Source organism: Bacillus sp. CGMCC 1.16541 (genome assembly GCF_003184905.1).
Classification (GTDB): Bacteria; Bacillota; Bacilli; order Bacillales; family Bacillaceae_H; genus Priestia.
On the sequence record NZ_QFRU01000005.1, the window covers coordinates 286,449 to 292,683 of the forward strand.

9 protein-coding genes are annotated in these 6,235 nt (G+C 35.5%); 2 read left to right on the top strand and 7 right to left on the bottom strand.

The window, feature by feature from the left end; translation table 11 throughout:
* Positions 1 to 121: 121 nt before the first annotated feature.
* The 6 genes from DIS06_RS09440 to DIS06_RS09465 all read right to left on the bottom strand — a co-directional run bounded on the left by DIS06_RS09440 (position 122) and on the right by DIS06_RS09465 (position 4,600).
* Complete coding sequence (locus tag DIS06_RS09440) at positions 122 to 658, bottom strand: spore maturation protein (RefSeq protein ID WP_110113014.1); 537 nt, start codon at positions 656 to 658, stop codon at positions 122 to 124.
* On the bottom strand, positions 655 to 1,254 hold the full coding sequence (locus DIS06_RS09445) for a nucleoside recognition domain-containing protein (RefSeq protein WP_110113015.1): 600 nt from the start codon (positions 1,252 to 1,254) through the stop codon (positions 655 to 657). Before DIS06_RS09445 ends, DIS06_RS09440 begins: the two co-directional genes overlap by 4 nt.
* Entirely contained in the window at positions 1,247 to 2,398 is a 1,152-nt protein-coding gene (locus DIS06_RS09450; protein WP_110113016.1) for a D-alanyl-D-alanine carboxypeptidase family protein, read from the bottom strand. Before DIS06_RS09450 ends, DIS06_RS09445 begins: the two co-directional genes overlap by 8 nt.
* A 296-nt stretch (positions 2,399 to 2,694) precedes the next feature.
* On the bottom strand, positions 2,695 to 3,183 hold the full coding sequence (locus DIS06_RS09455; protein WP_110113017.1) for a DUF3907 family protein: 489 nt from the start codon (positions 3,181 to 3,183) through the stop codon (positions 2,695 to 2,697).
* 89 nt (positions 3,184 to 3,272) lie between these two features.
* Positions 3,273 to 3,845 carry an SMC-Scp complex subunit ScpB gene (gene scpB, locus DIS06_RS09460; protein ID WP_110113018.1) on the bottom strand — a complete coding sequence of 191 codons (573 nt, stop codon included), beginning with the start codon at positions 3,843 to 3,845 and terminating at the stop codon, positions 3,273 to 3,275.
* Positions 3,845 to 4,600: a segregation/condensation protein A gene (locus DIS06_RS09465; RefSeq protein WP_110113031.1), complete on the bottom strand. Its 756-nt coding sequence runs from the start codon at positions 4,598 to 4,600 to the stop codon at positions 3,845 to 3,847. The genes scpB and DIS06_RS09465 overlap by 1 nt, the downstream gene beginning before the upstream one ends.
* A gap of 184 nt (positions 4,601 to 4,784) precedes the next feature.
* Here DIS06_RS09465 and DIS06_RS09470 point away from each other — a divergent pair, with 184 nt between their 5' ends.
* Together DIS06_RS09470 and DIS06_RS09475 are read left to right on the top strand one after the other, a co-directional pair.
* Positions 4,785 to 4,880: a YjcZ family sporulation protein gene (locus DIS06_RS09470; RefSeq protein WP_275425421.1), complete on the top strand. Its 96-nt coding sequence runs from the start codon at positions 4,785 to 4,787 to the stop codon at positions 4,878 to 4,880.
* A gap of 99 nt (positions 4,881 to 4,979) precedes the next feature.
* Positions 4,980 to 5,501, top strand: a complete 522-nt coding sequence (locus tag DIS06_RS09475; protein WP_110113020.1) for a DUF309 domain-containing protein — start codon at positions 4,980 to 4,982, stop codon at positions 5,499 to 5,501.
* A 23-nt stretch (positions 5,502 to 5,524) separates the two neighbouring features.
* Here DIS06_RS09475 and DIS06_RS09480 read toward each other — a convergent pair whose 3' ends face one another.
* Positions 5,525 to 5,881, bottom strand: a complete 357-nt coding sequence (locus DIS06_RS09480; RefSeq protein ID WP_110113021.1) for a GNAT family N-acetyltransferase — start codon at positions 5,879 to 5,881, stop codon at positions 5,525 to 5,527.
* Positions 5,882 to 6,235 lie beyond the last annotated feature (354 nt).

Below are 6,235 nucleotides of genomic sequence, written 5' to 3' on the forward strand. Positions count from 1 at the left end.
TGTACTTCACCTCTTGTAACATCTTACTTCTTTACTATCAAATACACAAGTGTCTCACAAATGAAAAAAGCACAACCTCTGTAGGCTGCACTTCCAAAAGAATATTCTGTTAATTGATTCGTTACATCGTTCCAAAAATGAGTGTAACAACAATAATAGACGCTACAACACCTACAAGATCAGCAAGCAGCCCAACTTTAACCGCATCTCCCATTTTCTTAATCCCGATTGCTCCAAAGTAAACAGTTAAAATATAAAACGTTGTATCTGTGCTACCTTGCATGGTCGACGCTAATCGGCCAATGAATGAATCCGGTCCATATGTCGAAATGAGATCCGTTGTGATCCCTAAAGCTGCTGTTCCTGATATTGGTCGAATGAGCGCGAGTGGTACGATTTCTGCAGGTACACCGATTGCTTCTAAAGCAGGTCTCATTAGAGATAAAAAGAATTCAAGTGCACCCGACGCACGGAATATAGCAATTGCCACTAACATGCCGACTAGGTAAGGGATAATAGATAGTGCAATTTGAATTCCGTCTTTGCCACCTTCAACAAATGATTCATATGTGGGCACTTTTTTGTACGTACCATATACTAAAATCACACCTATTATGAGTGGAATCAACAACAATGAAACTTGATTCACAACACTCATCTACGTTTCCCTCCTTTTTGCATCCTCCGATAATAGAAGTAGCGATCAAAGAGAATAGCACCTAATGTTGAACAAATGGTAGCGAGCAATGTTGTGCCTACAATTTCTGCAGGGTTCGCTGAATCATACGTGATACGAAGGGCAATCACTGTTGTCGGAATTAATGTTAAACTAGATGTGTTAATGGCTAGCAATGTAATCATTGACCGACTAGCTTCATCCTTATTATTGTTTAATTTCTTTAACTGCTCCATTGCCTTAATTCCTAAAGGTGTTGCTGCATTTCCAAGACCAAACATATTAGCCATCATATTTGATAAGATATATCCAATTGCTGGGTGGTCTTTTGGGATATCAGGAAATAATTTTGTAATGACTGGACGGAATAAACGAGCTAATTTATCAAGTAACCCCGCTTGTTGCGCAATATTCATAATCCCTAGCCAAAATACTAAAATACTAATTAAACCAATGCTAATTGTTACAGCTTCTCCTGCTCCTTGAAAGATTGCTTTATTCACTTCTTCCACGCGCCCATTAATGACTGCAAACACTAAACCAATAATGGTCAACATCACCCAAATGATATTAACCATGTGTGTTTACTCCTAAAAACGAGAACATTAGTCCTTTTAATTTATTCCAAAAACCACTTTCACCATCCCCTATACCCTTTTTAAAATAGACGGGAATACTTTCAATGATTTCACCATTATAAGAGACACTTAACCTCCCTACAATATTAGGAGTAGATGCATCATCTTTCCATTTATCACTAGGCTTTAACAGCTTTGCTTCTAACTGAATGTTTGTCTTTTCATCTTCTTGCAGAGGGTATAGTACATCTCGTTTTATATATAATTTATCCTCATAATATGGATTGTTAACACCTGTAAATTCTCCTTCTTTCACAACTTTCACTAACTTATAAGACGAAAAAGCAGACTCGTACATTGAAATATGGTCATTCCAGTCACCTGGAGCATTAAGAGTTACAGCAATTAAATCCAAACCATCTTTAGACGCGGTTGTAACAAGCGTTCTTTTTGCTCGCTTTGTATAGCCTGTTTTCCCCCCAGTCGCATAAGGATACAAGTTTGTTAATAATTTGTTTTTATTTTTCCAAACACGATCCCATTTTTCTTCAGGATGCGGCATGCGATAAAGTTTTGTACCTGAAACTTCTTTGAAGATTTCATTTTGCATCGCATACCGAGTAAGAATGGCCATATCGTAAGCAGTTGAAAAATGATCTTCATGATCATCTAAGCCATGTGGATTGGCAAAATGTGAGTTTGTCATTCCAATCTCTTCTGCTTTTTGGTTCATTAAATAAACAAACCCGTCTACACTTCCACCAACAGCTTCAGCAATTGCTACAGCTGAATCATTTCCAGATCGTAACATAAGACCATACACAAGGTCTTTTAACTTTATTTTTTCACCTTCTACTAGATATAGCGAGGACCCTTCTACCCCTACAGCATTAGGTCCAACTTTTACGACTTCATCAATTTTCCCAGACTCGATTGCTAAGATAGCTGTCATAATCTTTGTGATACTAGCAATTCTTTGCTTTTCATGTGCTCCTTTATCATATAGAACACGCCCAGATTGCTGTTCGATTAGCACCGCATTGTGCGCACTAACATTTCCATTCGCAGTTGGTTGATAAGGAAATATATGAAAGCATATACTGACGATGATTATGTAAGCAATCCATTTACTATTACGTTTCATCCCATCCCCGTCCCTTTGTCTATTTGTACAAGTGTATGCTTGTCTCTGAAGGTTATGAACTTTAATTTTAGAATTGACATCACTTATAAAGGATGATAATTGTGCGTATCTTTTCTAAAATACGTTCCTATTTAAGATATAGGCAATAAAGACTATCTATTATCATAAAATTTACTTTAAAGGTAAAATAAAGGTAAAATCAAGAGGGAATTTTTTTTTTGAATAAAAAAGCCAACACCATTAACAGTGTTGACTCTTTATGTAGGGAAACGAAGATGGGTGATTGATGAACACTTTTATTGAGATTGCTTCATCTTTGTTACATAGTCTGTTTCATAAAACTGTAATTCTTCACGCATTTGCTGAAAGTCACTTTCTAGTGACCGTACTAATGTTAAGATAGACGCTGGTGGCATGAACCGATACTTTATCGAATTACGTCCTGTATAAGCTGATCGACTATCTTCATACCACAAATCATTTCTAGGATTAAAGAATTCTTCGATACATTGATGATAAATGCGATAAAGTGCTTTTTCTGCAGCTGCTTTTCGGAAAGGTTCAGTATGAGTAATGACATGACACGTATCAAGACCTTCTTCACAAAAAACAGCCAGTCGTCTAAGGTTAGATAAGACTAACTCATATGTTTCTACGCTTTCTTTTTGTTCATGCTGTAAAGAGACAAGAGTGTGGTTATTCAAAAAAGTATTTAACACTTCTTTTGAAATAGACAGTTTTTGTTCCACTAGTTCTAACTGTGACTTAACAATTGTATTTCCCACTTTTCTATTCCCCCCATTGCGTTACATTCACTGTACTTATACATAGTTATATTTTTTGTAACCTATAACTATGTGCGGTGAATTAGTGTTTACTCTTGAAAGTTTTGAAAGAACAAGTCAGCTTCATGTTCACTGTTATCAGTCGCTATATCCTCAGGTAGTGGCGGCAACTCTTCAATGGTTTTGAGACCAAAGTGATTAAGGAACTCATTTGTTGTACCATACAAAATTGCTCTTCCGGCTCCTTCAGCTCTTCCTACCTCTTTGACTAAAGCTTTTCCAACTAATGTTTGCAAAGGACGCTCTGTTTTGACTCCTCTAATTTCTTCAATCTCTGCTCGTGTAATAGGTTGACGGTACGCTACAATAGCTAATGTTTCTAGGGCGGCTTGAGACAAAGATTGATGAATTGGCTCATCCATTAACTTCTTCACATAGTCGGAAATTTCCTTCTTTGTTGTTAACTGATAAACATTAGCAATTTCTAAAATATCAATTCCTTTTTCTTCACCCTTATAACTCTCTTTTAATTCAGCTATTGTCGCTCGAACCTCTTCTTCGCTAATTTCAAGGGTATCTTTCAATTGTTTAATAGAAAGCCCTTCATCTCCTGCCACAAACAAGAGACCTTCAACGACAGCTTTCCAATTAGGCTTGCTCATCACGATTCACTCTTTTCTTGATAAGATACATATAAATCTTCAAAATTACTTTCTTGTTCAACCACAATTTTATTACCTTTCATTAGCTCTAACACAGCTAAGAACGTCACAACAACATGGTTTCGCTCATGATAAGGAAATAATTGAAAAAAGTTTTTTTTCCCTTTCATTGCTTTTAGTTCCAGTATAATTTCATCCATACGCTTTTCAATCGGTATATCTTGTCGATTAATCGTTGCACGTATTGGTTTTTGAAGTTGCTTACGCTTCATTAATTTTTGAAAAGCACTTAGCATATCATAAAATGAAATATCCATATCTTGCTTACTATCTTGTTGCTGCTCTTGAACAGAGGTTAATACAGTAGGTAATTTTGTATAAACATGACTTCTATTCTCTTCTAATTGTTTTAACTCTTGAGCAGCTTCCTTAAACTTTCGATATTCAATTAATTGCTTCATTAACTCTTCACGAGGATCCTCTTCCTCTTGAAATTCATCAAACTCATCAATCATTTCTTCTTCATATTTAGGAAGAAGCATTTTGCTCTTAATTTGCAACAGTGTCGCTGCTACAACTAAGTACTCACTTGCTACATCCAATTGAAGCTCTGTCATTGTATGAATATACATCATATATTGCTCAGTAATTTGAGCAACGGGAATATCATAAATATCAATTTCAAATCGATTTATTAAATGCAACAAAAGGTCAAGTGGTCCTTCAAACGCATCAACCTTCACACTATACTCCATCATCTCACCAACACTTTACCATTCCAATTTTTATACCTTTCATTAGTATAGAACATTACGTAGCCATGTCCAATAATAAATTCAAGGAAAAAGTATGAAAGTAAGCCTTTCGCCCAAACAATTATATACATGAAACATAAAATGAGATTGTAATTAAAAATGGGTGCCTAAAGGAGGAATTTCTGTGGGTGATAAAGCTTGCGGTTACGGTAACGGTTTTGCATTAATCGTTGTATTATTTATTTTATTAGTTCTTGTCGGTTGTGCATGTTTATTTTAATTTTCACTAAAAGTGTTCAGCGATCTCTGAACACTTTTCTCATTTATGATACACTACATATAAAATGACTTACAGTACTGTAAGAAAGGAACGATGACCATGTATCCACAACCCTATATTGATTACCTTGTTCACTTCCATGGAGATCGTGACTATTTTGAATGTCACGAAATCCTTGAAGAGTATTGGAAAGAAACAGAACGAAAAAAAATATGGGTTGGGCTTATTCAATTAGCTGTTAGCTTATATCATCAGCGTCGAAACAACTATGGTGGAGCTTATCGGATGCTCAAAAGTGCCATTTCGATTCTCGAACAAGAATTGGAAGACGTATCAAGACTAGGACTTAACCATCACTCACTTTTTCTCATTTTAAAAGAGCGGCTATCTTTAATCGAAAAAAATCAAGCATACAAAAGTCTATACCTACCGATTGAAGACGAGACTCTCTTGACATTATGTATGAATCGAAGTAGCGAAAAAAACATCATTTGGTGGTCTAACTCTGATTTAACAAATACAATGCTTGTTAATAATCGTCATACACTTCGAGACCGAAGTGATGTAATTGCAGAGCGACAATTAAATTTACTAAAAAAACAAAACAACAGGCTTTGCTAAAAATTTAGCATAAAGCCTGTTGTTTATTTTTGATCTAATTCACACTTTTCAAAGAATGGTGCTACTAATTCACTAGGACGCACTTCTGCATTTCGATACATGTCTCGAATGGCTTTCATCATCATCTTACCAATTCCTTGATGACGGTGTGACGGGTTGACACTAACATGTTGAATTTCAATTAAGGTTTCATTCACAGTTGTGATACCAATAATTCCAATAATGTCTTCTTCATGCTTCCACAAATACAATTGCCAGTGATCGTTTTGCTCATATTCTTTAATTGTTAGTTGCAATTTCTTTAAATCTTTCTCATCTGGCATAAATGACAGAAGGCCCATTGCAATCTTTTCATAGTTTCTTTTGTAGCGTATAAGCATAAGTTTCTCCCTTGTTATACAAACTTTCCTACAATTGAAGTTCTTTACATTTACCTATGTTTGATTAAGGACTTTACGTAATGATTAACTTTATCATACAAAATTTGTCTACTATTATCAACATATGTACGAAAAGCGAAACACCTCTTTATCTAAGCAATAAACATCCAATAAATCAAACCCCAAACAAAACTTAATCCTAGCAAAATAAAAAATAAAATCCAATTACTTTTTTGCAAGAGTAACACCCCTATACTCCTTATATAGATGGAGATGTTTCATCAGATAAGATGGAAGAGTCAACTACCCGCCACTTAACGCTCTTGCGAGCTGTTTGAAGTGGGGGCTTGCGTC